A 26,134-nucleotide genomic window follows, 5' to 3' on the forward strand; every position below is an offset into this window, starting at 1 on the left:
CAGCCATGATCAAAGAAGCCCAACTTAGCGACATCTCTCTGGCCAACCTCACGGTCGGCCGCACCCCGCCAGTCGAACTGATTCGCGCGGCAGCCGGTGCGGGCTTCGGCAAGGTCGGCTTGCTGCTCATGACCGCGACTGCACAGCCGCTGCAGCATGAAGTCATCGGTCGGCCCGATGTGATCCGAGAGATCAAGGCCGCTTGCAAGGACACAGGTGTCGGCGTCTTCGACGTAGAGGCCTTCGTTCTGTCCCCGCAAACCGATATGGAGCGCTTCAGGCCCGCGCTGGAACTCGGGGCCGAACTCGGCGCGACGCACATCTCTTCAATCGGCACGGAGTTCGCGGACAACGCGACCTTCCTGTCGCGAGAACAGCGCACCGAACTGTTCGGACGCCTGTGCGACGAGGCCGCCCAATTTGGACTCACCGTCGGCGTCGAATTCATGATGTACCGGGACATCCAGACTTGGCGAGATGCTTTAGAGATGATCGAGGCGGCGGGACGCGCGAATGCCGGCCTGATCTTGGACGTCCTGCACTTCTTCCGTGCCGGTGCGGCGACGTCCGATCTGCTTCAGATACCGGTGGAAAGAATCGCCTACGCGCAGTTGTCCGACTGCCTGGCGGCGCCCTTGCCACCGGAGAAGCTGGCCACGGAAGCACGCGGCTCCCGGCTGCATCTCGGCGAAGGCGCGATACCGCTGCAACAGATACTCGATCTGCTCCCGGCCGGCCTCCAGCTGGTCATCGAGACACCCGTTGCGACCGAAGCCGGTCTCTCAAAGCTTGAGCGCGCCAAGTCGGCGGCCAAGCACACGACGGGCTTCTTCCAGGCGCATTCCTGCGCACCGCGCGTGCCGGCCGTACCGCATCCATAGATCAATCCAAGCACTTAACGCACCGGAGACAATGATGGTCATTCGTACACAAAAAACGAGTTCAACGCGGTCGATTCTCAAAGGGATCGCAGCCGCACTTTCCTGTGGCCTGGTCCTGGTAGCGAGCCATGCGCAAGCGCAGATCAGGGAGCACAAGGTCAAGCTTTCATTCGTCACGGCCGCCGACACGGGCGCCCTCAACGGCGTCGACAAGTTCGTCGAACTGGTAAAGCAAAAGAGCGGCGGCAAGATCGAGATCAAGGTGTTCCCCAACGGCACCTTGGGAGGTGACGTCCAGTTGATCTCCTCCTTGCAGGGCGGCACCATCGACATGAGCGTGATGGGTACCAATGCGCTCGTCGGCGTCGTTAAGGAATTCGGCCTGCTCGATTTCCCGTTCCTGCTCGACAACGACAAGGAAGCGTCGAGCCTCATCGATGGGCCCGTGGGCAAGCAGATGTTCGACAAGCTCGCTGCCAAGGGCGTGGTCGGCATGCCGATCTCGGCCTTCGGGTTCCGGCATCTCCACAACAGCAAACGGCCCATCAACAAGGCGGATGACGTCCAAGGGCTGAAGCTGCGTGTGATCCAAAGCCCTGTGTACGTCGACCTGATGGGCGCACTCGGCGCCAATCCGGTGGCCATGTCCTTCACGGAGGTTTACAACGCGATGGAGCAGAAGGCCATCGACGGAATGACCAATACCGCGCTGATCGCCTCGAGCATGAAAGCGTACGAAGTGCAGAAGTACATGTCGCTGACAGCGCACATGTACAACTACATCGTTCTGCTCGTCAGCGGAAAGAGCTGGGATCGGTTCAATGCCGACGAAAGGGCGCTGATCACCCAGGCCGCGACGGAAGCGAAGGAGTTCCAGCGAAAAAAGATTCCGGAGTACACCTCCCAAGCACTGGCGGTGCTCGCCAAGAACGGCATGGTCGTGAATGACGTGCCGCCGGCCGAACGGGCCAAGCTGCGCGAGAAGGCCAAACCGGTCGTCGACAAGTATGCCGGTGTGGTGGGCGAAGCGCTGGTCAAGGAAGCCCACACCGAACTGGCCAAGCTGCGCAAGTGATCGACGGGAGCCCCATCGTGAACAGACTCATCGACACTTTGTGCCGTCTCTTCGAAACACTGTTGGTCATCTTGCTTGCACTGATGGTGATCCTGGTGTTCGGCAATGTCGTGCTGCGATACGCGCTGAACTCGGGCATCGCAGTGAGCGAAGAAGTCTCGAGGTGGCTGTTCGTCTGGATGGTCTTCCTGGGTGCTGTCGTTGCCCTGAAGGAGCACGGGCATCTGGGAACCGACATGCTGGTGTCGCGCCTGCCGCTGGTGGGGAAGAAGGTGTTCGCGGTGGTTGCGCACGTGATGATGCTTTATGCCACTTGGCTGTTGTTCTCGGGCAGTTGGGACCAGGTCGTCATCAATCGCGAGGTACTGGCACCCGTGTCGGGCGCCTCGATGGCACTCTTCTACGGATCCGGTCTGGTCTTCGCGGGCTGCAGCGCGCTCCTGCTGCTCATGCAGCTCTGGCTGATCGTCTCGGGCACCGCCACTGAAGCTGACCTGAGCATGAGCCAGGAAAGCGAAGAGCTGGCCCAGCTTGAAGCGTTGCACCTCGATCCGAATCAGACCATCAAGAAGCAATGACCGCGCGGAGACCTACGACATGACCATTTTCATCTTCATCGGCTCGCTGCTCGGCGTGATGGCACTGGGCGTCCCGATCGCCTACGCCCTGCTGCTCTCTGGCGTGGCCCTGATGTGGCACCTGGGCATCTTCGACGCGCAGATCCTGGCCCAGAACGTCATCAATGGCGCCGATTCGTTCCCGCTGCTGGCCGTTCCCTTCTTCATGCTTGCGGGCGAGATCATGAATGTGGGGGGTCTTTCCCGACGCATCGTCAACCTGGCGCTCCAGCTCGTCGGTCATCGACGCGGCGGTCTTGGCTACGTGGCCATCGTCGCCGCGTGCATCATGGCGGCGCTGTCGGGCTCGGCCGTGGCAGACACCGCGGCGCTGGCTGCGCTGCTGCTCCCGATGATGGTACGGGCGGGTCATGACAAGGGCCGCGCAGGCGGGCTCATTGCATCCGCAGGCATCATCGCCCCGATCATTCCGCCATCCATTGGCTTTGTGATCTTCGGCGTTGCGGCCAACGTATCGATCTCCAAATTGTTCCTGGCCGGCATCGTGCCGGGACTGCTGATGGGACTGGGCATCGCCATCACGTGGTATCTGGTGGCCAGCAAGGAGGACATTGTTCCGCCGCCTAAGGCAACCTGGCCAGAGCGCATTCAAGCGCTGAAGGAGTCCACCTGGGCGCTGGTGCTGCCGATCATCGTCATCGTGGGTTTGAAGTTCGGTGTCTTCACGCCGACGGAGGCGGCTGTCGTTGCCGCCGTATATGCGCTGCTGGTGTCGACGTTGGTGTACCGTGAACTTTCGCTGAAGCAACTGTATGGGGTGTTCGCAAGTGCCGCGAAAACCACGGCGGTGATCATGTTCCTGACTGCGGCCGCCATGGTGTCGGCCTGGCTCATCACCGTCGCCGATATCCCGGCGCAGACGGTGGATCTGCTGAAGCCCTTCATGAGCAATCAGACCATGCTGCTGATCGCCATCATGGTGCTGGTCATGTTGGTCGGAACGGCGATGGACATGATCCCTACCGTCCTCATTCTCACGCCCGTGCTGATGCCCGTCATCAAGGCCGCTGGCATCGACCCGATCTACTTCGGTGTTCTCTTCATCATGAACAATGCCATTGGCCTGATCACGCCACCGGTGGGTACGGTACTGAATGTGGTGGCGGGAGTCGGCCGGATGAAGCTGGACGAAGTCACCAAAGGAGTGCTCCCCTTCATGCTCGCGGAATTCATCGTGATGTTCGTGCTGGTGTTCTTTCCATGGCTAGTGACAGGTCCTGCGAGATGGTTTAGCGGTTGAATCTGGCGGCGCGCGGGATTCAGTTCGACGCCGAGCTCCATGCTTTGGACAAGGTCATTGCCCAGATGCCGAGTCCATCCTCGGCTACCAGGCCGAAGAGAGTCGGGAAAATCATGCGGCAAGACTCGTCTCCAACGTGCACTGCTGTAGAAACGATGCCCCCGTGAGGCATGCCGCTCCGCTTGCGCAGACCGGTTTTCTTTTTGTCTCTCAAGAACAGAGTTTCAGCGGCTGCGTTGGCCGCCCTATGGCCTCCGTGAGCGCCAGCCAAAGAATCGGACTGCTGCGCGCGGATATCGATGTTCTTGACGGCGACGAGGTGCGCTATGGATCTGCGCCGTTTGACCTACTTCGTTGCTGCTGCGGAACGGCACCTGGGCCGGCCGCGGAGCGCTTGCACCTCTCTCAGCCACCGCTGTCTCCAGCCCTGGACGCGGCGTCGAGAGCGCCGGACGCAAGAGGATCGCGCAGGGCGAATCGCAACCCAGAAACGACGCTCGCTACCAACCAAAAGGGCCGGAAGACTCGAGTTCTGCCCGAGTGCTTCTTTTGGTTTGAAAGCAGAGTTCCGGATCCGACCGGCAAGGTATACCTGTCGATCGTCATCCACCGCTTGGGTGCCTTGTGATCAGCTGGCCCATTGCCTCGTCAATCAAACACGAGCTTCACTCGAGCTTCATCCCGGCACTCTTGATCAGAGGACCCCACTTGTCGCGCTCGCTGCGGGCGAAGCGGTCCAGGCTGTCGGGCGCGCCGCCCGCAGCTTCGTGACCGAGTTCCAGGAGACGCTGCCGCGCCTCGGGCAGTGCCAGGATCTTTGCAATCTCTGCGTTGAGCTTCTGAACAATGGCGGCAGGCGTCCCACGAGGCGCATAGAGCCCGTTCCAAGCGACCACCTGGAATCCCTCCAGCCCCTGGGCCGTTGCGGGCTGGATACCCGGCAGAAGCGCCGACTCCTTGAGGGAGGTCACCGCCAATGCCTTCAGCTTGCCGCTGGCAACAAAGGGCCGCGCCGCGCTCGCCGTATCGATGGCCACCAGCACCTGTCCGCCCATGAGATCGGTCATCGAAGTACCGGAGCCTTTGTACGGCACGGCCCGCATGAGCGCGCCACTTTGCTTCTGGATGAGTTCCTGCACCAGGCGCGACGTCGTGCTCGGGAGTCCGACGTTGACGGCATCGGGCCGTGCCTTCGCGTCGGCCAGCAGATCCGCCATGTTCTTGTACGGCGCGTTCGGGTTCGCAAGGATCACCATGGGAAACGTGCTGACCAATGCCACGGGCTCGAAGTCCTTGACCGGATCGAAGGGCATCGAGGGATAGAGGAATTGATTCAGCACATGCGTGCCATTCGTCCCCATGAGCAGGGTGTAGCCATCGGGGGCGGCCCGCGCGGCTTCCGCGGCGCCGATGTTGCCTCCCGCGCCCGCACGGTTCTCCACCACCAGGGGCTGCCCGAGCGCGCGGCCGAGATGCTCGGCCAGATAGCGCGTCGCGACGTCCGTGCCCTGCCCTGCCTGGTAGGGAACGACGATGCGTATCGGCTTCGTGGGATAGGTCTGAGCCATGGCGGAATGGCTCGAGAACGCCAGCAGGGCCAGCAAGATTCCAGTGATGCGCTTCATGACATTGTCTCCAGATATTGTTGTGCGGGCTGTGCGCCCTGTCTCGCGGCACCGCTTACGGGCAGACGCCGGTTTCCTGCAAGCGGTTGATGTGTCCTTCATCGAATCCGGCTTCATCGAGGACCTCTCGCGCGTGTTGTCCGAAGCGCGGAGGAGGCCCGATCGGCCGGCCGGGTGTCTGCGACAAGCGAACCGGAACACCGATGCCCTGGTAGCCCTCGAGCTTCACCTGCATGCCGCGGTGCACCGCGTGCGGTTGCGAGAAGGCCTCGAGCACCGTGTGCACCGGCCCCACCGGCACGCCGCTTCGCATGAGCGTGCTGCACACCGACTCTCGCGGCCACGCTGAAAGTACAAGCTCGATGCGGCTTCGCAGTTCATCGCGGTGCTGCAGCCTCGCGGAGTTGCTTGCGAAGCGCGGATCGTCGATCAGCTCGTCCAGCTGCATGACGCTGCAGAACTTCGCGAACTGGCGGTCGTTGAGAATTCCGAGAAAGACCAGTCCGTCCTGGCACTGGAACTTGTCGTAGGGGGCAATGTTCGGATGCGCGCTGCCCAGCAAGCCCGGAACCTGGTCGGAATACATCCAGTTCGCCGCGTGCGGCACCAGCAAGCTCAATGCGGTGTCGAACAGCGTAGCTTCCACGCGTTGGCCGCAGCCCGTTCGATCGCGGTGGTGCAGCGCCAGCAGGATGCCCGTGAGGGCGCTGTAGCCCGTCAGGTGATCGACGATGGGAATGCCCATGCGCGTGGGGCCCGACGACGGGTCGCCGTTGACGCTCATGATGCCGCACATCGCCTGCAGCACCGCGTCGTAGCCCGGCAGGCCGCCCAACGGACCGTCTGCGCCGAAACCCGAGATCGAGCAATAGATCAGGCCCGGAAAGCGCGGCTTCAGTTCGTCCTCGAAGTCCAGCCCCCAGCGCTGCATCGTGCCGGGGATGAAGTTCTCCACCAGCACGTCAGCATCCTTCAGGAGATGCAGCAGCGTCTCGCGGCCTTCGGGATGGGCCAGGTCCATGGCCATGCCGCGCTTGCCGCGGTTCACCGCCGTGAAGTAGGCCGCGTCGCCCTCTTCGTCGAACGGCGGGCCGAGCGTGCGGGTCTCGTCGCCCGAGGGCGGTTCGATCTTGGTCACCTCGGCGCCGTGGTCCGAAAGGATCTGGGTGCACAAGGGTCCAGCCAGGACCCTCGACAGGTCGATGACGCGCAGCCCGGCTAGCGCGCCGTGCCCCCGGGCACTTCGCTTGGACGAATTTGGCATGGCCGATCTCGAGAGGCACCGCCGCGGAGAACTGGCGTGAGCCAGCCGCCGGGGCGATCCCGGTTGCTAATCATGGGCACCCCGTGCGGGGGTGCGATGGCTCAGCCGCGCGTGGGCAGCTCGACCACGCCGGAGCCGAGCACGGAAAGCTCGTCGTCCTGGTTGTGGGCTTCCTGGGAAATCTCCACCAGGTGGCGTCCGTTCTCGACGAACTTGCGCTTGACGTGCCCCTTGATGAACAGCATGTCGCCTTCAGGGTTGTGGCGGCGGATCTTGCAGTGCGCCTTGCGCAGGAAGCCTTCGTCGCCCGCCCAGTTGGTCAGGTGGTGCGTGAGCCATGAGGTGCGTTCAGGGCCGTAGTCGTAGGCACCGGGCGCGCCGACTTCGAGTGCGAAGTCCTCTTCCCAGTGCACGCGCTCCGGCACATCGGGAATGCCGAAGCGATTCGTGATGCCCACGCCCGGGTGCGCATCGATCAGCTTCCACGCGAGCTTGTTCGCCCGGATGTACAGCCCGCCCCATCCCTGGGCATACGCGATGAAGCCCGTGACGGTCATCGGTCCCTTGAACATGGTCGGCAGCGCCTCGCCCTCCTTCACGTCCTCCCAGTAGCGCGTCTTGCTGCCCCGCACCTCCTCCTTGGCATAGAGCTTGTAGGCCTCCTGGATTTCTTCAGTCGTGTAGCGGCGCGGCGCTTTCGCACGCACCTCCTTGTACTTGCTTCCCTGCTCGCGGGCGTGGTCCCGCTCGGTGCGGAAGCACCAGCTGTCCGCCTCGGCGACCTTGTCGCCATGCTGATTGAAGAAGTCGACGTGGTAGATCTGCTGGACCGCGCGGCCGGCGAACTTGGTCTGGTGCTCGACCAGGTCCTTGAGATAGGCCTCGGTGCGGATCGTGTCGTTGCGATGGACGGGCTTGTGCCACTCCCAGTCCGCGCCCGACCACATGGCATGCACACCCGGCAGTCCGCCGACATAACCGGAGACGATGCGGCTCGTCGAGAAGAGGAAGCTCGGCAGCGCGATGATGCCGCCGTACTTCGACTTGGCCGCGTAGTCGGGATCGCACCAGAGCGGGTTGTCGTCGCCGATGCCGTGCGCGTAGTGCCGGATGTTGTCGCGCGTCGCTTCATAGCACCACGGCTCGGCGGTGGCGCCGATCTTCTGGCCGATGCGCTCGCGCAGTTCGTCCAGGCCGTTCTCGGTGATCTTGGGGAAGGTTCTTTCGGTGGTGGTGGTGGACATGCCGTCTCCTGTTGATTGAAAGGAATGAAGGGGTGGGTCAGGAACTGGTCGCGGCGCTGGCGGCTTCCTGCTCGCGCAGCTTTTTGCGGTGGATCTTTCCGGCGGGCGTCTTCGGCAGCTCCGTGACGAAGCTCACCTGGCGCGGGTATTCGTGCTGGCTCAGGCGGGTGCGCACCGCGTCCTGGATCTCCTCGACGAATTTCTCTCCCGCGGGCCGGTCGGAAACGACGAACGCCTTGACGACCAAGCCGCGAAGCGCATCCGGTACGCCGATGGCTGCGGCCTCCTTGACGTCGGGGTGCTTGAGGATGGCGTCCTCGACCTCGACCGCGCCGATCGTCCAGCCTGCCGAGATGATCACGTCGTCGGCCCGGCCGCCGTGCCAGAAGTAGCCGTCCTCGTCGACCCGGCCCAGGTCCTTGGTGGGCACCCATTCGCCGCGGCGCCAGAGCTTCAGTTCGCCGGTCGCGCCGGGCGCGCAAGGCTTTCCGTCAGCGTCCTGCACCTGGACGCGAAGCCCCGGAATCGGCTTTCCGAGCGATCCCGCCTTGACGGGAAAGTCCGGTGCGCCGGGGTAGGACACAAGGCACACGCCGATCTCGGTCGTGCCGTACATGCTGCAGGCCTTGTGGCCGAAGGTCGCCTCGATGAATGCGGCGGTTTCGCTGTCGATCGGCTCGCCGGTGAAGGACACCTTCTCGAGAAAGTAGCGATGCTTCGAGGCCGCGCCCGAGTTGCGCATCATCCGGTAGTGGGTCGCTGCGGCCGACAAGGTGTTGAAGCGATGCGCCTCCAGGGCCTGCAACAGCCGCTCGCCACTGAACTTGCCGGCATAGGCGCCGATCGTGACCCCCATCGCGAGCGGCGCCAGAGTCCCATGCCAGAGGCCGTGACCCCACGCCGGCGAAGACGGACACATGAACCGGTCACCAGGCCTCACGCCCGTTCCGTACAGCGCCGCGAGCATCAGGGTCACGATCGCGCGGTGCGTGTGCTTGACCGCATCGGGCAACTCCCTCGTGGTCCCGGAGGTGTACTGAAAGATGGCGAGGTCGTCCGCTCGCGTATGGACCTCGAAGGTGGGCGAGAAGCGGCCCAGTGAATCGAGGAATGCCTCGTCCGCCACGAGCACCTTCATCTCGTCGCCGGCGGGAACGACTTCCGACTTTTCGGCGTTGGTCACGACCAGGCGGGGCTTGCAGTCCTGCACCCGAAGGCGGATTCCATCCGGACCGAACAGCGTGAACATCGGGACGGCAATGGCTCCCATCTTCATCGCGCCGAAGATCGCCACGTAGAACGCCAGCGACGGCTCGAGCATCACGGCGACGCGGTCACCCGCCTTGACGCCCTCCTCGACCAGAAAGTGCGCGAACCGCGAGGAGGCCTCGGAAATCTGCCGGAAGCTGATCGATTCGTCGTCGCCCGCCGCACGGACGAGCACGACGGCTTCGCCCGCATCGACATGGCGATCGATGCACTCGTGCGCAATGTTCATGACCTGCGCATCGCCGTCGAAAAGCTCCCACAGTCCCGCCGCGCTGCAGTGGGCTTGCGCATCCGCGTAGGAGGTGTAGTGCGTCAGGTTCGTCATTGCCGTCTCTCGTCTTGCTTGCTGATGGAGAGACTTTGCGCGTCTGCCTGTTGATTGTCAATAGCGTCTATGAATTGTCTATATACAATCACAGATCGAGTGCTCCCCGCGAAGGCCATGTCGATCCGGGCGGAATGTGCACCCCGCAAAGCGTCGTATGCTTTGCAAAACTCGTGACCTCCTACCGTATGCCTGCTGCTGTTCCAGTCCCTCCCCCTGCCAACAAAGGGCCTCGCGTACGCCCCGTGCCCGCGGTTTCTCGCGCCCTGGCCATCCTCCAGTTGCTGGCCAGATCCCCCGAGCCGTTGACGCTCAAATCGATTTCGGAAGGCCTCGACCTGGTGACGAGCACGTGTCTGCACATCCTGCGTGTCCTGGTCGATGAAGGCATGGTCAAGGTCGAGCCGGGCACGAAGCGCTACAGCCTGGACGTCGGCGTGCTTTCCCTGGCACGCAGCGTGGCCGAGAACAATCCGTTCCCGGCGCGCATCCAGGCCGCGCTCGATCGGCTCTCCGAGGCGTGGAACGTCACCACGATCGGCGTCAAGGTCTCCGGAGTCGAGGACCTCGTGGTGCTTTCGCTAGCGCGCTCACGCGGTCCTTTTCGGCTCTATGTGGAGGTGGGCAGCCGCTTTCCCGCACTCACCAGCGCGACGGGACGGCTCGTCTCTGCCTACGCCGATCTGTCGGATGCGGAGTTGGCCCGCCGCTTCAAGACCCTGGCCTGGGAGAACCCTCCCGATCTTGAAACCTGGAAGAAGGAAGTGCGTGCGGCGCAACGCAAAGGATTCGCGATCGACCGCGGCAATTACATGAGCGGCATCACGGTGATTGCCGTTCCGATCTTCGACGCCCAGAAGCGCATGACGCACGCACTGGTCGCGCTCGGCGTGGCGGACCAGATGACAAGCGAGCGCACCAAGTCGCTGACCGTCGACCTGGTGCGAGAGGCAAAGGCATTGTCATGACCGGTGCCGAGCCCACAGGCAATCGCGATGATGTGATCGCCGCATTGCAGGACGCAGGCTGGCGGCAGCGCGCGCTTCGCGGCTTCGCAGAGCGCATGGGGCCCCTGTGGACCCGGAAGGAAGCCGAAGGGTGGGCGTACGGCATCCTGGCGACCCCGGACCATTTGAATCCAGGAGGATTTGTTCATGGAGGTGTGCTCTGCGCCCTCTTCGACCATGTCGTCAGCGCCGTTGCCTGGGAAGCGGTCGACCGCCGCGCATGCGTGACGGTTCAGCTCAACACACAGTTCCTCACGGCGGCTCGCGAGGGGCAATTTCTTGAAGCACGGGGTCGCGTTGTACGCGCGACGTCCACTCTGGTCTTCGTGGAAGCCACGCTGAGTTGTGGAGACGCGGAGTTGCTGCGGGGCTCCAGCGTGCAGAAGATCATGGGCTGAATTACGTCACACCATCGACCTTGATGTCGACGCTGGTCACGAATGAACTTTCGTCGGATGCGAGAAACAGTGCGACATGGGAAATTTCCTCCGGCTTGTCGACGGGCCAGCATCTTGCCGTGCATGCAATCCACCCACTCCTTGTCTTTGAGCTGTTCCTTCGTCTGGCTTTTTTCGATCACGCCGGGTGAATGGAACTGGCCTGCATGCCATGGCACGTCAAAACAGATTGCGGTCGCCTCCCACACCTGTAGTCCTTCGCATTCAAAACTCAAGTTGCTTCGGTCTCGACGGGAGGAAACTGACGCTCTCTCGAAGTATCGCGTCGACGTTCACTGCTGCGGAAGGCCTTGAACCCCCGATCCCGCGCAATGAACGCGGCGAGCATGTGCGGAACCAGCGCCACCGCTCCGACTGGCCCATGCATGCGGCCATATACCTCGGCATAAGCTCCGGCAGAAGCATTTACCGAATGTCTGAGGGAAATACTGGAAAAGCGTCGGCTCAGGCGATATTCGAAAGAGGAAGCGGCGCTGTCCAAAACGGGAAAACGTGCTTGGCAATCCCGAGCACGGAGTTGGATCAGTTCGGCGCGTCCAATGCCAATGGCCTGCCCCGAATTACCAGCCAAGAGCCAACCGAGACCCGGCGAGATTGGCCACCGAGGAGCAAGAAAAGTTGCAGCGCAATGTTCATGTGCCTTCTGCCTCGCCCCCTGCCGCGAGTTTCTCGTACAACGCCGCACGAGAGATGCCGAGCAGCCGCGCGGCGGCAGCCTTGTTGCCCTTAGTGGCGGCAAGGGCCACATGAATGCTCTGAGCCTGCGCCTCCGCGATTGCCTGATGAAGCGGCTTGACCGCTGCTCCAGTGCATGCGCTGGAGACGGCGGGAGGCGCGGAGTCGTTGCCCGGCACGACATCGCCAGCATGTCCACGTGGCACAGGCTGCCCCGGCTTGGCTGCCGCTTGAAGCAGCCGCACGAAGTGCGCTGCCTCGAGCACGAGGTCGTCGGTCATCAGCGACGCCTGCTCCAGCACGTTGCGCAACTCGCGCACATTCCCCGGCCACGGCCGGCTTGCCAACAACTCCATGGCATCGGGTCCGACCGCCCTCGGTGCCAGCGCGCTCCGGCGTGCGATGTCTTCCGACAACGCGTCCACCAAGTCCGGCAGGTCTTCCAACCGCTCGCGCAACGGCGGCAGGCGGATCGGCATCACGTTGAGCCGGTAGTAGAGATCTGCGCGGAAACGCCCGTCCTCCACCATCGCCTCGAGATCGCGGCTCGTTGCGGAGACGATGCGCACATCGACCCGCTCCACGCGATTGCTGCCGAGAGGCTCGATCTCCTGCTCCTGCAAGACCCGGAGCAGCTTGCTCTGCAGTGCCATCGGCATGTCGCCAATCTCGTCGAGGAACAGCGTGCCGCCATCGGCCAACTTGAACTTGCCATCGCGCCCTTTGCGATCGGCACCCGTGTAGGCCCCCGGCGCCACGCCGAAGAACTCGGCCTCTAGCAGCGTGTCTGGGATGGCGGCGATGTTGACACTGACGAAGCGACCGGCGGACCGCCGGCTCGCGGCGTGCACGGCATGCGCAAGAAGCTCCTTGCCCGTGCCCGTCTCGCCAAGAAGCAGCACCGTGGTGTCGGTGACAGCGACGCGCCGCACTTGGCGCTTCACCTCTGCGACCGCGGCACTGCTGCCAACGAAACTTGCGAGGGAATACTTCGGACGCCGCTCGGCCGCCAGTCGGCGCCGAGTGTCCTCGAGTTCGCACTGCAGATCGACAAGCTTGCCGATCAGCGGCTGCATTGCCCCATCCGGCTGATCAGCGAGCACCAGAGACACCCCGCCAATCACGTTGCCCTGCTCGTTGCGCAGGGGCAGCCGGCTGACGAGGAAGGCGCCATACTGGTTGGTCAACAGATCGACGACCACAGGTGTGCCTGTGTCAATCACCTTGCCCATGAGCGAGTTGGGCACGACTTCCTCGATCCGTCGGCCGAGGACGCCGGAGTCTGCGAACGGCCCGAGCGCGATGAAGCGTCGGTAGCCCTCGTTGAACCAGACGATGCGGTGCTCTCGGTCCAGCACGATCATTCCCATCACCGCTTCGGCAAACGTGGCAAACATGCGCTGCGCGGCGAGCTGGAGCACACCGCCAGGGTCGAGCGCGTCAGTGGAGTCGAGATCGGGCGTCATGGCGTCCGTCAAGTGTAAGCGCGGGCTGCCGTCTGCTTGCCATGTTGACCACACAGTCGCACCACCGTCCGCCCAACAAGACAGTTGTCTGGTTTCACGACCACCCAGACATGGCCGTATGTCAACCGCTCAGGACAGCACGACGGCCTCTTGGAGTCGCGCTGGAATGCACTCCCTCGCAGCCACGGCACTTTCAGCTGGTGGCATAGGCCTTGCAATCCATCGAACGGTTTGACCATAACTCAAGGAGACTTCCATGCCATCGAACACGCGCCGCCATGTGGCCGCGGTTGCCATCGCCGCGCTGCTGCCAAGCCTTTTTTCGCCAGCTTCCGCCCAGGCACCAAAGGAAATCCGGATCGCGCAGATCCACAGCCTCACTGGGCCGCTGGAGGCCTACGGCAAGCAGGCACAGACTGGCTTCCAACTGGGCCTTGAATACGCCACTGGCGGCACCATGGCCGTGGCCGGCCGCAAGCTCGTAGTGATCGAGCGCGACGACCAAGGCAAGCCCGACGTGGGCAAGAACTTGCTGGCCGCCGCCTACTCCGACGACAAAGCCGACATCGCGGTCGGCGCCACGTCGTCCGCCGTCGCGTTGGCCATGCTGCCGGTGGCGGAAGAATTCAAGAAGGTCTTCCTCGTCGAGACGGCGGTTGCCGACTCCATCACCGGCGAGCGCTGGAACAAATACGTCTTCCGCACCGCGCGCAACAGCTCGCAGGACGCGATCGCCAACGCCGTTGCGCTGGACAAAGACAACGTCCACATCGCCACGCTGGCGCAAGACTATGCATTCGGCCGCGACGGCATCAAGGCCTTTAAGGAGGCGCTGAAGAAGTCCCGTATCGTGCAAGAGGAATACCTGCCGATGACGACCACCGACTTCACTGCCGGCGCCCAGCGCATCATCCAGGCACTCAAGGACAAGCCCGGCCGCAAGATCATTTACGTCTACTGGGCCGGTGCGGGCAATCCCCTGAAGATCGCGGACATGGACCTCAAGCGCTACGGCATCGAGATCGCGGCGGGCGGCAACACACTCCAGGCAATGGTGGCCTACAAGCCGCTGGCTGGCATGGAAGGCGCAAGCTATTACTACTTCGGCCTGCCGAAGAACAAGGTCAACGATTGGTTGGTGTCCAACCACTACAGCCGCTACAAGGCTCCGCCGGACTTCTTCACGACCGACGGGTTCAATGCCGCTGTCGCGGTGGTCGAGGCACTCAAGCGCACCAACGGCGACACCAGCACCGGGAAGCTGATCGCCGCGATGGAGGGCATGAGTTTCGATTCGCCCAAGGGCACGATTTCGCTGCGCAAGGAAGACCACCAGGCAATGCAGCCGATGTACCACACGCGCATCAAGGACGACCCCGCGTTCGCCTGGGGCGTGCCGGAGTTGATCCGGGAAATCAAGCCCGAAGAGATGAGCATCCCGATCCGCAACCAGCGATAAGCGCTTTGCAAGAGGCGCCCCCGGCGCTTCTGAACCACCCCATTCGCAGGAACGGGCCCGGCCCGTAGGCGCATGCGGCATCGGCAAAAAACAAATAGTTAGGAGACTTGCAATGAAAGTTCACGCGCTTCTTGGCTTGGCCATGGCCATCTCGGCCCTGGCTACATCATCCCCGGCTCAAGCGGTTGTGGCCGCGCTCCCGTCCTTCAACGTAGACACCAGCCAGACCACGGTTTCCGGCATGTCCTCGGGTGGCTACATGGCCAGCCAGCTGGGCTATGCCTTCTCGGCCACCTTCAAGGGCGTTGGCGTGTTCACCGGTGGTCCGTACAGCTGCGGTGGGCACTATCCCGCCAGCAACTGCATGAGCAACGCCGTGGTCAGCGCCAGCATGATCAACACGATGCAGGCCGACATCAACAACTGGAGCGGCACGAGCATCGACGACAAGATCAATGTCACCAACCAGAAGGTTTTCCTGTGGGTAGGCAACAGTGACACGACTGTCGGCCCTAACGAGATGAACGCGGTCAAAACGTTGTACCAGAACAATGGCGTGGCGGCGGCCAACCTCGACTACATCAAGCGCGACAACACCGCCCATGTGATGCCAACCGATTTCGATGCGACGGGCAACAGCGCTTGCAACAACTCGGCCTCACCCTACATCAGCAACTGCGGCTTCGACGGAGCCAAGGCGGCGCTTAGCAAGTTCTACGGCGCGCTGAACGCGCGCAACGATGCGCCCTCGGCGGGCAACTATATCGAGTTCGACCAGAGCGTATTCATCAACAGCAATCCGGGCATGGCCGCCAACGGCTGGCTCTATGTACCGGCCAACTGCAGGGCAGGCGCCGTCTGCAAGCTCCATGTGGTCCTGCATGGCTGCGCGCAGAACTACGCCACTATCGGCGACAAGTACCTCAAGAGCACCGGCTATGCCCGTTGGGCCGATACCAACAGCATCATCGTGCTGTTTCCGCAGACCAAGAACGACGGCACCTATCGCACGACGGCGGCCAGCGGCTGGCTCGCCAACACCGGCGGCTGCTGGGACTGGCTCGGCTGGTACGGTTCGAACTTTGCGCAGAAGGCGGGCACGCAGATGTCCGCGATCAAGGCGATGGTGGACAAAGTGTCTGCAGGCGCAAGCGGCGGCGGCACGCTGCCCGCGCCGGTGGGTGTCAACACCTCGAACGCAAGCGCCAGCAGCATGACGATCGGTTGGGCCCTGGTCACTGGCGCCAGCGGCTACAGGGTCTACCGCGGCGGCGCCCTGGTCACCGCCTCGCCGGTCGCAGCCAGCCCTTACAACGACAGCGGTCTGTCTGCGGACACCACCTACAGCTGGACTGTGCGCGCCGTCGATGCCAACGGCGCCGAAGGCGCGGCCTCCGAACCCGCTTCGGGGACGACCACCCGCAGCGATGCCAGCTGCTACACGGCCTCCAACTTTGCCCACACGATGGCCGCCCGTGCCTATGCGAGCTACGGCTATGCCTTTGCTTACGGTTCCCAGCAGAACCTGGGCCTGTGGAGCAGCACGGTCATCACCACGCTGAAGCGGACCGGTTCCGGCTACTACGTGGTCGGTACCTGTCCTTGATCTGACCTGATAGAAGAACCATGCTTGAAACCAAGAATCTAACGATTCGCTTCGGCGGACACGTGGCGGTCAACGCCGTGTCCTGCAGCTTCGCACCGGGCACGCTGACCGCCATCGTCGGCCCCAATGGCGCCGGCAAGACGACCTATTTCAACCTGATCTCCGGCCAGTTGCCGGCCACCGAAGGCGAGGTGTGGCTGGACGGCGAGGACGTGAGCCGCTTGCCCGCACCGCTGCGCGCGCGGCGCGGGCTGGGCCGCGCTTTCCAACTCACACAACTGTTCCCGCATCTCACCGCGCAGGAGAACGTGCGACTCGCAGTGCAGGCGCGCGAGTCGGGCCGCCACGGCGGCGGCTTCGACCTCGCGCGCGTGTGGCTGGACAGGCGTGCCTGGATCGAGGAGGCGCAGTCCCTCCTTGAGACGGTGCGTCTGCTCGACAAGGCCAACGTGCTCGCCAGCACGCTGGCCCACGGCGACCAGCGCAAGCTCGAGGTCGCGCTCCTGATCGCCCTCGATCCCAAGGTCTATATGTTCGACGAGCCGACGGCGGGGATGAGCGTGGACGAAGTACCGGTGATCCTGGACCTCGTGCGGCAGCTCAAGCAGCGACGCGATTGCGCGGTCCTGCTGGTGGAACACAAGATGGACGTGGTGCGCGAGTTGGCCGACCGCGTCATCGTCCTGCACAACGGACAGTTGGCGGCACAAGGCGAGCCCAGTGCCGTGATGGCGTCGGCCGTCGTTCAACAAGCCTATCTCGGCGTCGTGCCACAGGAGCAGCTCGCATGACCGCCTTGCTGCATTTGAAGGAAGTCCACACGCACATCGGTGCCTATCACATCCTCCACGGCGTGAACCTGGAGGTGCAAGAGGGCGAAGTCACCATGCTCCTGGGCCGCAATGGTGCCGGCAAGACCACCACGCTGCGAACGATCCTGGGACTTTGGCGTGCCTCGCGCGGCGCGTTGCACTTCCGCGGCGCGCCGATCGGGGCACTGGCCACACCGGAGATCGCGCGGCTCGGCATTGCCTATGTGCCGGAAAACATGGGAATCTTCGCCGACCTGACGGTCAAGGAGAACCTCTTGCTCGCGGCGCGAGCGGCAGCCACCGCCGACGCGTTGGACAAAGCGCGTCTGGAGTGGGTCCTTTCGCTCTTTGCCGCACTGAAGAAGTTCTGGCTTTACCCGGCAGGAAAGCTCTCGGGTGGCCAGAAGCAGATGCTCGCGATCGCGCGCGCGATCATCGAGCCGCGCGATCTGCTGCTGATCGACGAGCCCAGCAAGGGGCTTGCGCCTGCGATGGTTCAGAACCTGATTGCTGCATTCGCCGAGCTGAAGCGGCAGCGCACGACGGTGCTGCTCGTGGAGCAGAACTTCGCAATGGCTAAGGCCATTGGCGACCACGTCGCCGTGATGGACAACGGGCGCATCGTGCACACGGGCGCGATGTCCGACCTGGCCGACAACGAAGCGCTGCAGCAGCGGCTGCTCGGTCTTTCTTTAGGAGTACACCAATGACCACCGCCACTTTACCCACGCCTTCGGCCGCAGTGCCGCAGGCGCGCTTCGACCTGCGGCCTCTGGCCCTGCTTGCATCACTGGCGGCCCTGGCGCTCCCTGCGGTCGGCCACCCCGGCACCTGGGTGACGCTGACCGTCGCCGGCCTGGCGATGGGCATGATCATTTTCCTCGTCGCGTCCGGCCTCACGCTGGTGTTCGGGCTGATGGATGTCCTGAACTTCGGTCACGGCGTGTTCATCGCCTTGGGTGCTTATGTCGCCATGACTACCATGCTGGCTCTGGGCGCCTGGGTCGGCAGCGAATCGCTGTGGCTGAACGCTGCCGCAGTGCTCGCCGCAATGCTCGCCGCCGCGGCAATCGTGGCGGTCTCCGGGCTCGTCTTCGAGCGGCTGCTGGTGCGCCCCGTCTACGGCATGCCGCTCAGGCAGATTCTGGTCACCATGGGCGGCCTGATCATCGGCGAGGAACTGATCAAGGTATTCTGGGGGCCCGACCAGCTGGCCGTGCCGCTGCCGCAGGCGCTGCGCGGTTCTTTCTCGTTCGGCGATGCGTCGGTCGAGAAGTACCGGCTGCTGGCGGTCGCTGTCGGCAGCCTCGTCTTCGCGGCGATGTTGTGGGTGCTGACCCGCACCAAGGTGGGCCTGCTCGTCCGTGCCGGCGTACAGGACCGCGAGATGGTCGAGGCGCTGGGCTACCGGATCCGGCGGCTCTTCATCGGCGTATTCGCCGCCGGTTCGGCACTGGCGGGCCTGGGTGGGGCGCTTTGGGCGCTGTACCAGCAGAGCGTCGTGCCGCAGATCGGCACTCAGGTGAACGTGCTGATCTTCACCGTCATCATCATCGGTGGACTCGGATCCACGTTCGGCTGCTTCGTGGGTGCCCTGATGGTGGGCCTGGTCGCCAACTACACCGGCTTTCTGATGCCCAAGCTCGCCCTCTTCTCCACCATCGCGCTGATGGTGGCCGTGCTGCTGTGGCGGCCGAACGGCCTCTATCCCGTCGGGCAGCATTGAGCGCAAGCACCATGATCAACCGACTGCTCTCCCACGACATGCCGCGCAGCCGCTTGCTTGCGCTCGCGCTGGTGCTCATTGCCCTCGCGCTGACTTTCGCGCCGTTGCTCTTTCCCGGCCACAAGGCGCTGGGCGTCGCCGCCAAGGCGCTCGTATTTATTCTGCTGGTGGCGAGCTACGACTTGCTGCTCGGCTATACCGGTGTGGTGAGTTTCGCGCACACCATGTTCTTCGGCATTGGCGCCTACGGCGTGGCGATCGCCAGCAGCCGCCTCGGCGCCGGCGCGAGTTCGATGCTCGTCGGGCTCGGGGCGGCGTTGTTGCTCTCGCTGCTGCTGTCACTGGCCATTGGCCTCTTCAGCCTGCGGGTGAAGGCGATCTTCTTCGCGATGATCACGCTGGCGGTTGCATCGGGCTTCCTGACGCTGGCCTCGCAGCTGAGCCACATCACGGGCGGTGAGGACGGGGTCAGCTTCCGCACCCCCGAATGGTTGTCTCCCTCGTTCGAACTCTTCGAGCAGCCGCTGCTCGGCGTGACGGTCGACGGGCGCGTGCTCACCTATTACCTCTTGCTCGTCGTGGTCGCGGCGAGCTTCCTCGCCCTCCTGCGCATCGTCAATTCGCCTTTCGGCCGCGTGCTGCCGGCCATCCGAGAGAACGACTTCCGGGCGGAGGCGCTCGGCTTCCGCACGGTGGCGTACCGCACCGTGTCAAACGTGCTCTCGGCGTTGTTCGCGACGCTCGCCGGCGCGCTGCTCGCGCTGTGGCTGCGCTACACCGGGCCGGACACCACGCTGTCCTTCGAGATCATGCTCGACGTGCTGCTCATCGTCGTGATCGGCGGCATGGGAACGATGTACGGCGCGGTGGTGGGCGCGGCGCTGTTCGTGCTGGCGCAGAACTACCTGCAGGATTTACTGAAGCTCGGCGGTTCGGTGCTGAGCGGGCTGCCGCTCCTGCCCCAGTTCGTATCACCGGACCGCTGGCTGCTGTGGCTGGGGATCCTGTTCGTGCTGTCCGTGTACCATTTCCCGAGCGGCATCGTTGGCCGGCTGCGCATGTCGCGGAGATCCGAGCCATGACGCCGACATCGCACTACCTCCGCTGCGAAGGGCGCGAACTGCATTACACCGAGTGGGCCGGGCCGAACGCTGCGAGCGACGCGGTGATCGCCTGGCACGGCTTCGCTCGTACGGGCCGCGACATGGACGACATCGCCGCGCAGCTGGCGCAACGCTACCGTGTGATCTGCCCCGACACGATCGGACGCGGCCTGTCGCAATGGAGCCCGGACCCTGCGAATGAATACACGTTGCCGTTCTATGTGCGGCTGGCCGCCTCGCTCGTCGACCAGCTTGGGCTGCCGCATTTCCACTGGCTCGGCACCTCGATGGGCGGTGCGATCGGCATCCTGGCCGCCGCCACGTCGCTCAGAGGCCGGCTGCGCCGGATGGTGATCAACGACATCGGCCCGTGTCCGGCTCCTGAGGCCGTCCAGCGCATCCTCACCTATGCCAGCCGACCGCCGACGTTCGGCAACGTGAGCGAACTCGAAGCGTACTTCCGCACTGTCTATGCGCCGTACGGTCACCTCTCTGAGGCGCAGTGGCGACGCCTCACAGAAACCTCGGTGCGCCGGTTGCCCGACGGCCGCGTCACGCCGCACTACGACCCGGCCATCTCGATGCAGTTGCAGTCAAGCAGTCCGGAAGGGCTGTGGCCAGCATGGGACAGCCTCGATCTGCCCGTGCTTTGCCTGCGTGGCGCGCACTCGGACCTTTTGCTGCCGGATGCTGCGGAGCAGATGCGCACGCGCGGACCGCTCGCGGTGGTGGTCGAGATCCAGGGATGCGGCCACGCGCCTGCGTTGAACACGCCGGAGCAGTTTGCGTTGGTCGAACGCTTCCTGGCCGGAGATGCGCGATTGCCGTAGGCTGCTCAGCCCAAAGGGGCTGGGTGCCATCGGGCCGCGCGGCAAGGGCGCAAGATGCCGCTGTTGTGGCTTCCTGCACCAGCACGGCCGCCGGGTTCCGGCATGGTTCGGGTTTTCTTGCTGACATACACACGTTGCTGATCGTTCCGCCCCCCGCGATCTGGTCGGTAGAGGCGGACGGCAGCAGCGGTGAACGAATCGCCGCACTCGCCACAGTCTGTACGGCCGCCGGACTGATCTACAGGCAGCGCTGCATGTGCATCTCGCACAATCCCGTCCGCACCGAATGCATCGCCGGGCGCAATCTCGTCAGCGCCTCGCCCCACCCTTAGCGCAGCACGGTGCCGCCAGCGCCCAGCAGCGTCACTTCCACAAAGGATGGGCCCAGGTGGCTCGAGGCGGTGTACCGGTAGTCGAGCTCTTCAAGGCTCTGGAGCTCGAAGCCTTCGAGTGCACGCACGTAGCCCTCGCGCGTGAGATTGCGGCCGGCGCGCCGTAAGCCTTCCACAATCACCCGGCCGGTCATGAAGCCCTCCAGGGCTTCGTAAGACAGGGCGTCCCCGCTGCCATGCCGGGCCATCACAGAGCGGAAGTTGCGCGCGGCGCGCGACGGGCCGCGTGGATGCGGCATCACCTGCGTGATCGCGATGCCGCGGACGTCGGTCTCTAGCAGCTCGGACAGTTTGGGCACCGATGTGACCGAGAGGACCCAGGGTGAAGGCAGCGCCGCCCGTGCTTGCGCCCTGTACTGCTTCATCAAGTCGGCCACCGTGCTCGGCGACGTGAACAGCAGCACGGCTTGGGGCGCAGCCTTCACGACCGTCGCGGCCATGCCCCGGCCCTCCCAGTTCTCCGCGGGGTGCGGAACGTCCGCCACCAACTGCGCTTGGAACCGCTGCGCCGCCTTCTGTGCAGCGGCCAGAGTGCTCATGCCGAACGCGTTGTCCTGGTAAACCACCGCCATGCGGCGTATGCCGATCGTCGAGAGATGCTCCACCATCTTCTCGACCTCATTGGAATAGGCCGTGCGGGTGTGGAAGAGGTAGCGGTTGTACACCCGAGCGCCGTCGGCGCCAGTCAGTGCCCCCACCGCCGGCAGCCGATACTCCTCGAGCAGCGGCATCGCGGCCAGCGTGATGCCGCTGCCGCCGATGCAAGCGAGTCCGAATACATCCGCACCCTGCCCGAACGCACGGACGTTCGCGAGTGCCCTGTCGATGACGTAGTTGTCCTCCCGGCGCACCACCGAGAGCTGGCGGCCATGCATGCCGCCTTGCGCATTCACTTGCGCGAAGCAAGCGAGCAGCCCGTCGGTATAGTTTCGGTAGAGGCTGCCCCAGACACTGTCAAAGCCGATGGTCTGACCGAACACCACCTTGTTGTCATAGACGCCTGGTTCGCTGCCGCGTGCAGCCACGATCCACGGCGCCGCGGCTGCCGCGGCTGCCGCGGCTGCCGCGGCACAGAATGCTCGTCTCCGGACGGGGGTCATTCGTGTCGCCTGTGACTGATCGACGCACTCTTTCGAGAGAACCTGCCGCGGCTCAGACCCCACCGTGGCAGACGTACTTGGTTTCGAGGTACTCGTCGAGTCCGTACTTCGAACCCTCGCGCCCGACTCCCGACTCCTTGATGCCGCCAAACGGTGCTACCTCGTTGGAGATCAGACCCTCGTTGACGCCGACCATGCCGTACTCCAGCCGCTCGGCGACACGCCAGGCTCGGCGCACGTCGCGCGTGTAGAAGTAGGCCGCGAGACCGAAGGGCGTGTCATTGGCGAGCTGCACCGCCTCATCGTCGCTCGCGAACCGCATCAACGGTGCGACCGGCCCGAAGATCTCCTCGCGCACCACGGCCATCTCGCTCGTTACGTCAGCCAGGACCGTCGGCATGTAGAAGTTGCCCCCCAAGGCGTGCACAACACCGCCCGCGAGCACGCGTGCGCCCTGGCTTCGCGCCTCGTCGACCAGGCGACTGACTTTGGCCAGCGCGCGGCCATCGATCAGCGGCCCGATTTGCACCCCCGGCTCGACGCCGGCGCCGACCTTCAACTGCTCCACCGCACGAACCAGCCGCTCGGCGAAGGCATCGAACACGGCCTCATGCACCAGGAACCGGTTGGCGCAGACACAGGTCTGGCCCGCGTTGCGGTACTTGGAAGCGATCGCGCCCTGCACGGCGAGGTCCAGGTCGGCGTCGTCGAACACGATGAAAGGCGCGTTGCCGCCCAATTCCATCGAAACGCGCTTGACGGTGGTGGCACATTTGGCCATCAGCAGCTTGCCGACGGGCGTGGAGCCGGTGAACGAAAGCTTGCGCACGACCGGGCTGGCCGTGAGCGCTCCTCCGACAAGCGCCGGCCTCGCGGTGGTGACAACGTTGAGCACGCCGGCCGGAATGCCGGCACGCTGCGCCAGTTCGGCCAGCGCGAGGGCCGACAACGGCGTCGCCTCTGCCGGTTTCACGACCGAGGTGCAACCAGCGGCCAGTGCAGGCGCAACCTTGCGCGTGATCATCGCGATGGGGAAGTTCCACGGTGTGATGGCCGCGGTGACACCCACACCCTGCTTCATCACCATCAGACGACGGTCAGCGGTCGGTGCCGGAATCAGGTCGCCGTAGGCGCGCTTGCCCTCTTCCGCGAACCATTCGATGAACGAGGCGCCGTACCGCACCTCGCCCAGCGCTTCGGCGAGCGACTTGCCCTGCTCCAGCGTCATGAGCAGCGCGAGGTCCTGTTCCGCCACAAGCACGAGATCGTGCCAGCGGCGCAGCAAGGCGCTGCGCTCCTTCGCTGGCCGCGCCCGCCAGGCGGGCAGCGCGGCCTGGGCCGCGGCGATCGCGCGTTCGGTGTCAGCGGCGTCCATGTCGGGAACGGCCGCGATCGTTTCGCCGTTCGCCGGGTTGCGCACCTCGTGCGATGCCCCGTCCCGCGCGGCGACCCACTCGCCGCCGATGAACGCCAGGCGCTTCAGCAACGCCGTATCTTTCAACTGCACCATCAGAAAGCCTCTTCGTAGAGCGCGAGCGCGTCGGCAAGCGCCACGTCGCGCGGGTTGTTAACCAGCAGGCGCTGGACCTTGAGTGCGTCCTCCGCCAGCATCGGCAGGTCGCTGCGGTCTACGCCGACAGAGCGCAGGTTCTGCTCGAACGGCATCACAGCCACCAGCGCCGCCATGGCATCGACGAACGCCCGGGCGCCTTCGATGGGACCTTGGCCGGGCCGCGCCGTGCCGATGGCTTCGCCGAGCTGCGCGTAGAGCGGCGCCGCATGCTCCAGGTTGAAGCGCAGCACCGGCCGCAGCACCAGCGCGTTCGACAGGCCATGCGGCACGTGAAAATGGCCGCCCAGCGGATACGCCAGCGCATGCACCGCCGCCACTGGCGCGTTCGCGAACGCCATACCCGCCAGCAGCGAGCCAAGCAGCATGTGTTCGCGCGCCGTGCCGTTGCGCGGGTCTTCGAGCACCTTGCGCTGGTTGGCATACAGCAGCGCCAAAGCCTTGAGTGCCAGCGCATCCGACACCGGGTTCTTCTTGTGGCGCGAGGTGAAGGCCTCGATCGCGTGCACCATGGCATCGATTCCCGTCATTGCCGTCAGGCGGGGCGGCAGGCCCAACGTGAGGTGGCTGTCGAGCAGCGCGAAGTCAGGGTAGAGCATGGGAGAGACCACGCCCTTCTTCTCGGATGTCGGGGTGGTGACGATCGCGATTGGCGTCACTTCGGAGCCGGTCCCGGCGGTGGTCGGCACCTGCACAAGCGGCAGGCGCGGCCCCTGCGCCAGGCCGATGCCGTAGATGTCATGCAGCGCCGCCGGCGTCCGCGCCAGCAAGGCCACGAGCTTGGCGGTGTCCATCGAACTGCCGCCGCCGAAGCCCACGACGCCGTCGGCGCCCGCTTCGCGGGCGGCCAGCACGGCGGCGAGTACCCGCTCCTCGGGCGGATCGGGCAGCACGTCGGAATAAACGGTGGCGGCGATTCCCGCAGCCCTCAGGCTTTCCAGCGCGGGTGCCAGCAGACCAGCCTGCAGCAAGGGCTGGTCGGTGATGATGAAGAAATGGCGCACGCCGAGCCCGCGGGCGAGTTCGCCGAGGCGGCCAGAGCCACCCTGCTCGCAGACGATGCGCGGCGTGGTTTCGAAATTGAATCCGGTCATATGGGTTCTCTTGTCAGGCAGCGTGCGCCACGCCGCGTTCAGTGCACCAGACTTGGCCCAGCAGGTCTGGCGAATGCTTGTCGTCCGATTCGCTGAGCAGTACGGCCAGGCTGTCGCGCCACAGTTCAGCCTCCATCTGAGTCAGTCGGCGCGTTGGCCTGGGTCGCGGCTCGAACAGGGCGGAACGGTGATACAGGCCCGCCGCCATCCGGCGGGTTACGCACCTCCAGCATGCCGCCGTCGGCTGCGATCCACTGCCACCGATGAAGGCCTGCTGCTTGAGCAGGCCGCTGTCGCTCAACTTTTGTTGCATGGTGCCAGTGACTGCTCAACGGATGGCGACTGGATTGATGATCCCCTGCACGCCCCCGGTCATGCGCGACACGCCGAGCACGAACATGAACTCCCAGCCCTTGTCCTTGACCAGTTCGGAGGTGTCGATGTTCTCGAGGATGTAGATGCCGTGCTTTGGGATCAGGATCTGGTGGACCTCGAACACCCCTGCCCCCTTCTCGGCGGGGATCACCTCCAGGCCCCAGGTATCGGCGCCGACCGCCACCACCTGCTTGCTTGCGAGGTATTCGGCGCCGTCTTTGCCCAGGCCCGGTTCGACGGAGATGAAGCGCTTGTCGTCCTTGCCCACCAGCTGCAGCCAGCCGGTGTGGAACAGCACGACGTCGCCCTCTCGGATCTCGACCCCCTGCCGTCGCGCTTGCTCGTCGATCTCTTTGCGGTTGAACGTCGTGCCCTCCGGAACCGGGTTCTGGCCGAAGTACGCCGTCATGTCCAGCACGACACCGCGCGTGACGAAGGGCGGCAGCTTCTCGACCCCCAGCTTGCTCAGGCCGTTGGCCTGTACGAACTCGCTGTTCTTGTGGCAGTTGTAGTAGACGTTGTCGACGCCGATGTGACCGAGGCCATCGATCTGCGAGCCCGTGCCGACGTAGCCCATGTAGATGTCGTCGTTGTAGTTGGTCTTGGTCGGGCCCAAGCCGACGCCGCCGACCTGCCCGGGCTGGTTGATCGCCAGCGCCCAGCTGCGCGGGCCGTAAGCTGGCGTCTTGGAGTTGGTCTCGACGCCCAGCCGGTAGGTCTTGCCCGTCTTCACCAGCTTAGCGGCCTCGAGCGCCAGTTGAGGATTCAGCAGGTTGGCCGCGCCGATCTCATCGGCCGGACCGTATTTCGAACGGCACCATTCGTGCGCCGATGCACCGGCAGCGAGCGTCGCCAGGGCGAGCGCCGCAGCGAGGCGTGTCATTGCGGATATCGACATTA

At 64.4% G+C, this 26,134-nt stretch carries 24 protein-coding genes and 1 pseudogene; 13 read left to right on the forward strand and 12 right to left on the reverse strand.

Annotated features, from left to right (window positions below; translation table 11 throughout):
- The first annotated feature begins 5 nt into the window (after positions 1-5).
- From AC1DSC_RS10020 to AC1DSC_RS10035, 4 genes are read left to right on the forward strand one after another with little or no spacing between them, the layout of a single operon-like run.
- Positions 6-881: a sugar phosphate isomerase/epimerase family protein gene (locus tag AC1DSC_RS10020; RefSeq protein WP_369665007.1), complete on the forward strand. Its 876-nt coding sequence runs from the start codon at positions 6-8 to the stop codon at positions 879-881.
- A 34-nt stretch (positions 882-915) separates the two neighbouring features.
- Positions 916-1,956, forward strand: a complete 1,041-nt coding sequence (locus AC1DSC_RS10025; RefSeq protein WP_412512192.1) for a DctP family TRAP transporter solute-binding subunit — start codon at positions 916-918, stop codon at positions 1,954-1,956.
- Positions 1,957-1,973: 17 nt separating this feature from the next.
- The gene (locus AC1DSC_RS10030; protein WP_062365370.1) at positions 1,974-2,534 is read left to right on the forward strand and encodes a TRAP transporter small permease; all 561 of its coding nucleotides are present in this window, start codon (positions 1,974-1,976) and stop codon (positions 2,532-2,534) included.
- Positions 2,535-2,553: 19 nt separating this feature from the next.
- A complete protein-coding gene (locus tag AC1DSC_RS10035) occupies positions 2,554-3,834 on the forward strand; it encodes a TRAP transporter large permease subunit (RefSeq protein ID WP_062364735.1) in 1,281 nt (426 codons plus the stop codon).
- 665 nt (positions 3,835-4,499) lie between these two features.
- On the opposite strand, the gene AC1DSC_RS10040 is transcribed toward AC1DSC_RS10035, so the two are convergent.
- The 4 genes from AC1DSC_RS10040 to AC1DSC_RS10055 all read right to left on the reverse strand — a co-directional run bounded on the left by AC1DSC_RS10040 (position 4,500) and on the right by AC1DSC_RS10055 (position 9,561).
- Positions 4,500-5,459, reverse strand: a complete 960-nt coding sequence (locus AC1DSC_RS10040) for a Bug family tripartite tricarboxylate transporter substrate binding protein (protein WP_062364737.1) — start codon at positions 5,457-5,459, stop codon at positions 4,500-4,502.
- 55 nt (positions 5,460-5,514) lie between these two features.
- On the reverse strand, positions 5,515-6,723 hold the full coding sequence (locus AC1DSC_RS10045; RefSeq protein WP_412512193.1) for a CaiB/BaiF CoA transferase family protein: 1,209 nt from the start codon (positions 6,721-6,723) through the stop codon (positions 5,515-5,517).
- Positions 6,724-6,824: 101 nt separating this feature from the next.
- Positions 6,825-7,967: an FAS1-like dehydratase domain-containing protein gene (locus AC1DSC_RS10050; RefSeq protein WP_062364741.1), complete on the reverse strand. Its 1,143-nt coding sequence runs from the start codon at positions 7,965-7,967 to the stop codon at positions 6,825-6,827.
- 37 nt (positions 7,968-8,004) lie between these two features.
- Positions 8,005-9,561 (reverse strand): acetate--CoA ligase, encoded by a 1,557-nt coding sequence (locus tag AC1DSC_RS10055; RefSeq protein WP_062364743.1) that lies wholly within the window; start codon positions 9,559-9,561, stop codon positions 8,005-8,007.
- 188 nt (positions 9,562-9,749) lie between these two features.
- Between AC1DSC_RS10055 and AC1DSC_RS10060 the strand changes: the two genes are divergently transcribed.
- Complete coding sequence (locus AC1DSC_RS10060; RefSeq protein WP_062364744.1) at positions 9,750-10,529, forward strand: IclR family transcriptional regulator; 780 nt, start codon at positions 9,750-9,752, stop codon at positions 10,527-10,529.
- On the forward strand, positions 10,526-10,966 hold the full coding sequence (locus AC1DSC_RS10065) for a PaaI family thioesterase (RefSeq protein WP_062364745.1): 441 nt from the start codon (positions 10,526-10,528) through the stop codon (positions 10,964-10,966). Before AC1DSC_RS10060 ends, AC1DSC_RS10065 begins: the two co-directional genes overlap by 4 nt.
- Position 10,967: 1 nt before the next feature.
- Here the strand turns inward: AC1DSC_RS10065 and AC1DSC_RS10070 are convergent.
- The 3 genes and pseudogenes from AC1DSC_RS10070 to AC1DSC_RS10080 form a co-directional block, all read right to left on the reverse strand.
- Positions 10,968-11,105: pseudogene (locus AC1DSC_RS10070) on the reverse strand (SDR family oxidoreductase); the annotation flags it as partial.
- A 132-nt stretch (positions 11,106-11,237) separates the two neighbouring features.
- Entirely contained in the window at positions 11,238-11,774 is a 537-nt protein-coding gene (locus tag AC1DSC_RS10075) for a DUF2274 domain-containing protein (protein WP_081247550.1), read from the reverse strand.
- Positions 11,659-13,167: a sigma-54 interaction domain-containing protein gene (locus AC1DSC_RS10080; RefSeq protein WP_062365371.1), complete on the reverse strand. Its 1,509-nt coding sequence runs from the start codon at positions 13,165-13,167 to the stop codon at positions 11,659-11,661. Before AC1DSC_RS10080 ends, AC1DSC_RS10075 begins: the two co-directional genes overlap by 116 nt.
- Positions 13,168-13,423: 256 nt before the next feature.
- Here AC1DSC_RS10080 and AC1DSC_RS10085 point away from each other — a divergent pair, with 256 nt between their 5' ends.
- The 7 genes from AC1DSC_RS10085 to AC1DSC_RS10115 all read left to right on the forward strand — a co-directional run bounded on the left by AC1DSC_RS10085 (position 13,424) and on the right by AC1DSC_RS10115 (position 20,703).
- Positions 13,424-14,626, forward strand: a complete 1,203-nt coding sequence (locus AC1DSC_RS10085) for a substrate-binding domain-containing protein (RefSeq protein ID WP_062364746.1) — start codon at positions 13,424-13,426, stop codon at positions 14,624-14,626.
- A 112-nt stretch (positions 14,627-14,738) separates the two neighbouring features.
- Positions 14,739-16,232, forward strand: a complete 1,494-nt coding sequence (locus AC1DSC_RS10090) for an extracellular catalytic domain type 2 short-chain-length polyhydroxyalkanoate depolymerase (protein WP_062364747.1) — start codon at positions 14,739-14,741, stop codon at positions 16,230-16,232.
- A 20-nt stretch (positions 16,233-16,252) separates the two neighbouring features.
- Complete coding sequence (locus tag AC1DSC_RS10095) at positions 16,253-17,023, forward strand: ABC transporter ATP-binding protein (RefSeq protein ID WP_062364748.1); 771 nt, start codon at positions 16,253-16,255, stop codon at positions 17,021-17,023.
- The gene (locus tag AC1DSC_RS10100) at positions 17,020-17,754 is read left to right on the forward strand and encodes an ABC transporter ATP-binding protein (protein WP_062364749.1); all 735 of its coding nucleotides are present in this window, start codon (positions 17,020-17,022) and stop codon (positions 17,752-17,754) included. Before AC1DSC_RS10095 ends, AC1DSC_RS10100 begins: the two co-directional genes overlap by 4 nt.
- The gene (locus AC1DSC_RS10105; RefSeq protein WP_062364750.1) at positions 17,751-18,770 is read left to right on the forward strand and encodes a branched-chain amino acid ABC transporter permease; all 1,020 of its coding nucleotides are present in this window, start codon (positions 17,751-17,753) and stop codon (positions 18,768-18,770) included. Before AC1DSC_RS10100 ends, AC1DSC_RS10105 begins: the two co-directional genes overlap by 4 nt.
- 11 nt (positions 18,771-18,781) lie before the next feature.
- Positions 18,782-19,852 carry a branched-chain amino acid ABC transporter permease gene (locus AC1DSC_RS10110; RefSeq protein ID WP_478131807.1) on the forward strand — a complete coding sequence of 357 codons (1,071 nt, stop codon included), beginning with the start codon at positions 18,782-18,784 and terminating at the stop codon, positions 19,850-19,852.
- Entirely contained in the window at positions 19,849-20,703 is an 855-nt protein-coding gene (locus AC1DSC_RS10115) for an alpha/beta fold hydrolase (protein WP_062364752.1), read from the forward strand. The genes AC1DSC_RS10110 and AC1DSC_RS10115 overlap by 4 nt, the downstream gene beginning before the upstream one ends.
- Before the next feature lie 328 nt (positions 20,704-21,031).
- Here the strand turns inward: AC1DSC_RS10115 and AC1DSC_RS10120 are convergent, their stop codons facing one another.
- From AC1DSC_RS10120 to AC1DSC_RS10140, 5 genes are read right to left on the reverse strand one after another with little or no spacing between them, the layout of a single operon-like run.
- A complete protein-coding gene (locus AC1DSC_RS10120; RefSeq protein WP_081247552.1) occupies positions 21,032-22,195 on the reverse strand; it encodes an ABC transporter substrate-binding protein in 1,164 nt (387 codons plus the stop codon).
- Positions 22,196-22,247: 52 nt separating this feature from the next.
- Entirely contained in the window at positions 22,248-23,705 is a 1,458-nt protein-coding gene (locus AC1DSC_RS10125) for an NAD-dependent succinate-semialdehyde dehydrogenase (protein WP_169804839.1), read from the reverse strand.
- Positions 23,705-24,859, reverse strand: coding sequence for an iron-containing alcohol dehydrogenase (locus AC1DSC_RS10130; protein WP_062364754.1), 1,155 nt, complete (start codon positions 24,857-24,859; stop codon positions 23,705-23,707). Before AC1DSC_RS10130 ends, AC1DSC_RS10125 begins: the two co-directional genes overlap by 1 nt.
- Before the next feature lie 13 nt (positions 24,860-24,872).
- Complete coding sequence (locus AC1DSC_RS10135) at positions 24,873-25,172, reverse strand: hypothetical protein (RefSeq protein WP_062364755.1); 300 nt, start codon at positions 25,170-25,172, stop codon at positions 24,873-24,875.
- Between the two features lie 15 nt (positions 25,173-25,187).
- Positions 25,188-26,132 (reverse strand): cyclase family protein, encoded by a 945-nt coding sequence (locus tag AC1DSC_RS10140; RefSeq protein WP_062364756.1) that lies wholly within the window; start codon positions 26,130-26,132, stop codon positions 25,188-25,190.
- Positions 26,133-26,134 lie beyond the last annotated feature (2 nt).

The sequence above is a fragment of the Variovorax sp. 01N425 genome (genome assembly GCF_056399465.1).

Excerpts from the sequence above, each read along its gene's own strand:
- AC1DSC_RS10020 (WP_369665007.1), top strand. The coding sequence starts at position 6 with ATGATCAAAGAAGCCCAACTTAGCGACATCTCTCTGGCCAACCTCACG.
- AC1DSC_RS10025 (WP_412512192.1), top strand. The coding sequence starts at position 916 with ATGGTCATTCGTACACAAAAAACGAGTTCAACGCGGTCGATTCTCAAA.
- AC1DSC_RS10035 (WP_062364735.1), top strand. The coding sequence starts at position 2,554 with ATGACCATTTTCATCTTCATCGGCTCGCTGCTCGGCGTGATGGCACTG.
- AC1DSC_RS10040 (WP_062364737.1), bottom strand. The coding sequence starts at position 5,459 with ATGAAGCGCATCACTGGAATCTTGCTGGCCCTGCTGGCGTTCTCGAGC.
- AC1DSC_RS10045 (WP_412512193.1), bottom strand. The coding sequence starts at position 6,723 with ATGCCAAATTCGTCCAAGCGAAGTGCCCGGGGGCACGGCGCGCTAGCC.
- AC1DSC_RS10050 (WP_062364741.1), bottom strand. The coding sequence starts at position 7,967 with ATGTCCACCACCACCACCGAAAGAACCTTCCCCAAGATCACCGAGAAC.
- AC1DSC_RS10055 (WP_062364743.1), bottom strand. The coding sequence starts at position 9,561 with ATGACGAACCTGACGCACTACACCTCCTACGCGGATGCGCAAGCCCAC.
- AC1DSC_RS10060 (WP_062364744.1), top strand. The coding sequence starts at position 9,750 with ATGCCTGCTGCTGTTCCAGTCCCTCCCCCTGCCAACAAAGGGCCTCGC.
- AC1DSC_RS10065 (WP_062364745.1), top strand. The coding sequence starts at position 10,526 with ATGACCGGTGCCGAGCCCACAGGCAATCGCGATGATGTGATCGCCGCA.
- AC1DSC_RS10075 (WP_081247550.1), bottom strand. The coding sequence starts at position 11,774 with ATGTGGCCCTTGCCGCCACTAAGGGCAACAAGGCTGCCGCCGCGCGGC.
- AC1DSC_RS10080 (WP_062365371.1), bottom strand. The coding sequence starts at position 13,167 with ATGACGCCCGATCTCGACTCCACTGACGCGCTCGACCCTGGCGGTGTG.
- AC1DSC_RS10085 (WP_062364746.1), top strand. The coding sequence starts at position 13,424 with ATGCCATCGAACACGCGCCGCCATGTGGCCGCGGTTGCCATCGCCGCG.
- AC1DSC_RS10090 (WP_062364747.1), top strand. The coding sequence starts at position 14,739 with ATGAAAGTTCACGCGCTTCTTGGCTTGGCCATGGCCATCTCGGCCCTG.
- AC1DSC_RS10095 (WP_062364748.1), top strand. The coding sequence starts at position 16,253 with ATGCTTGAAACCAAGAATCTAACGATTCGCTTCGGCGGACACGTGGCG.
- AC1DSC_RS10100 (WP_062364749.1), top strand. The coding sequence starts at position 17,020 with ATGACCGCCTTGCTGCATTTGAAGGAAGTCCACACGCACATCGGTGCC.
- AC1DSC_RS10105 (WP_062364750.1), top strand. The coding sequence starts at position 17,751 with ATGACCACCGCCACTTTACCCACGCCTTCGGCCGCAGTGCCGCAGGCG.
- AC1DSC_RS10110 (WP_478131807.1), top strand. The coding sequence starts at position 18,782 with ATGATCAACCGACTGCTCTCCCACGACATGCCGCGCAGCCGCTTGCTT.
- AC1DSC_RS10115 (WP_062364752.1), top strand. The coding sequence starts at position 19,849 with ATGACGCCGACATCGCACTACCTCCGCTGCGAAGGGCGCGAACTGCAT.
- AC1DSC_RS10120 (WP_081247552.1), bottom strand. The coding sequence starts at position 22,195 with ATGACCCCCGTCCGGAGACGAGCATTCTGTGCCGCGGCAGCCGCGGCA.
- AC1DSC_RS10125 (WP_169804839.1), bottom strand. The coding sequence starts at position 23,705 with ATGGTGCAGTTGAAAGATACGGCGTTGCTGAAGCGCCTGGCGTTCATC.
- AC1DSC_RS10130 (WP_062364754.1), bottom strand. The coding sequence starts at position 24,859 with ATGACCGGATTCAATTTCGAAACCACGCCGCGCATCGTCTGCGAGCAG.
- AC1DSC_RS10135 (WP_062364755.1), bottom strand. The coding sequence starts at position 25,172 with ATGCAACAAAAGTTGAGCGACAGCGGCCTGCTCAAGCAGCAGGCCTTC.
- AC1DSC_RS10140 (WP_062364756.1), bottom strand. The coding sequence starts at position 26,132 with ATGTCGATATCCGCAATGACACGCCTCGCTGCGGCGCTCGCCCTGGCG.